General features: G+C 39.5%; 2 protein-coding genes. Both read right to left on the minus strand.

Annotated elements, in window-relative coordinates:
- Positions 1-113: 113 nt before the first annotated feature.
- Complete coding sequence (locus tag RMO52_RS12490) at positions 114-410, minus strand: hypothetical protein (protein WP_310414609.1); 297 nt, start codon at positions 408-410, stop codon at positions 114-116.
- Positions 411-470: 60 nt separating this feature from the next.
- A partial coding sequence (locus tag RMO52_RS12495) for an Eco57I restriction-modification methylase domain-containing protein (protein WP_310414612.1) occupies positions 471-1,908 on the minus strand: 1,438 nt, incomplete at its 5' end.

Consider the following 1,908-nt stretch of genomic DNA (forward strand, 5'->3'; position numbering starts at 1 on the left):
GTGTCGCCGATGCCGCCATCGGGAATTTGAAGTTCGATTTTGTTGCCAGGTTGGATGGTGGTGGTGATATGTAAAGCTGACTGCATCTGATTTTCCTCGAATCTACTTCAATTTTAGTTAAGATCGCTCTCTATCAACGCGCTAGTGTTGGCTGGTTGCTTTGATTTTCTAGTTTTGCCAGTCAATACAGCTACTTTTGGCTCGTGTTGTATCCCTTTACCAAAACCCAAAGTTTTCGCATCCAGTGGTGGAGTTTCTGACGCAAATCCATACAGCCCCGCCACAATCTCATCAATCTCCCGCTCCCATGCCTCACAGCCAACACCTTTAGCATCTAGACATTTTTGCACCAGTTTGGATATCGCCTTCCGCTCTATTTCACTAGCTTTGGGAATTGGGATCTTACTCATATAAATGTTTTTTAATCTTAGACTTTGACCTAAATCCAAACAAGTATCTCTCAAGTATTTTCATACATGAGTAGAATTTAGCACGCCTAACAAATACATGTCATTCTTGGGAATAACAAAAGTCGTATCTCTAGTAAATGCTCCTTTATCATCAAAAGCAAATCGAGATGTTTGACATATATCTGGATAAATTATTTTGGGCTTATCGAATGCAGTAGAGTATTTCATCTGGGGTTGCTGTAGCTCATACCATTCTTGATTGGTAGCTCTCTTTTCTAACTGTTGACGGTATGGTTTTAGATAACTAATGACAGCATCTAATTTTTTAATATCTATGCCATAATACATATAAAGTAAATATCTGTCTTTATATTTAATATTCCACTTGTCAACGTCTTTACCCTCCAATAATGGCTTTATGATCTCCTCACTTGCTGGATTTTCAGATATTAACTTAACGCGAATATTTTCATCAATACTAAAAGCCTGATTAAAACCTGTTTTAACTCCGTAATATATTTCTCCATTAACATATTTACTTAGAGGAATACTTGCAGACTCCATCTGATTGATTCGCTTTGCCGTAATATTATCTGTTAACAACCAGTTTTCACCTATAATGGCATTGTGAGGCAAAACACTCCCATCCTGAGTGATAACATCTTTAACATTTAAATTCTGTAAATTCAAGGATTTTACTTGAGTGAAAATAACGTTAGAGTTAGATTTTGCAATACGTTGTCCAATAAAAATAGCTGTTGAGACTGAAGCTTCTTTGAATATGCGTAAATCTCCAAAATCTGTAATGCTATGAATCTGACAAGCCTTAGCAATATATTCACGCAACTTTGCTCCATATCCAGCCTTGAACCATTTATTTGAAGAAATAAAAGCTAGCATTCCCTCAGGCTTTAGTAATTGCAGCGATCGAGCATAGAAATAGCAGTACAAATCAGATCGATCGCTATGAGCTTCTGGAAAGTTCTTTTTCAAAGTAGATTTAATTTCCTTGAAAAGTTCCATCCTCACATAAGGCGGATTTGCAACCTGAATATCAAACCCACCATCCGCAATAATCTCCGCAAAATCCACCATCCAATCGAAATCACCCGCCTTGTAAACCCCAGGCGTAAAAGTTGCAATTTGCTCCTTAATATCCTCGATCTTCTTCTCTAAACCAGCCTTTTTCTCCTTCCCATGCGCCGTTAAATATTCCGACTTGAGCCGCTGAAACTCCTGTACAGAACCTGCGCGTAACGATAGCTGACTCACCATCACTGGCGTAATTAAACTATCCCCCTGCTCCAACTTGTACTTGAGGTTCGGCAAAGGTTGGGGCTTGTCTCCATCTACCGACAGCGATAACCACAACCGCAGCCGCGCAATATTGACCGCAAACACATCCTTATCCACCCCATAAAGATTATTCTCAATAATTTCCAGCTTCCGCGCATAGACACTCTCCGCCCCCAGCTTATCGCTAGCAAATAGACACGCT

It is taken from the genome of Chamaesiphon sp. OTE_8_metabat_110 (assembly GCF_031382685.1).
In the GTDB taxonomy this organism is placed as follows: Bacteria; Cyanobacteriota; Cyanobacteriia; order Cyanobacteriales; family Chamaesiphonaceae; genus Chamaesiphon.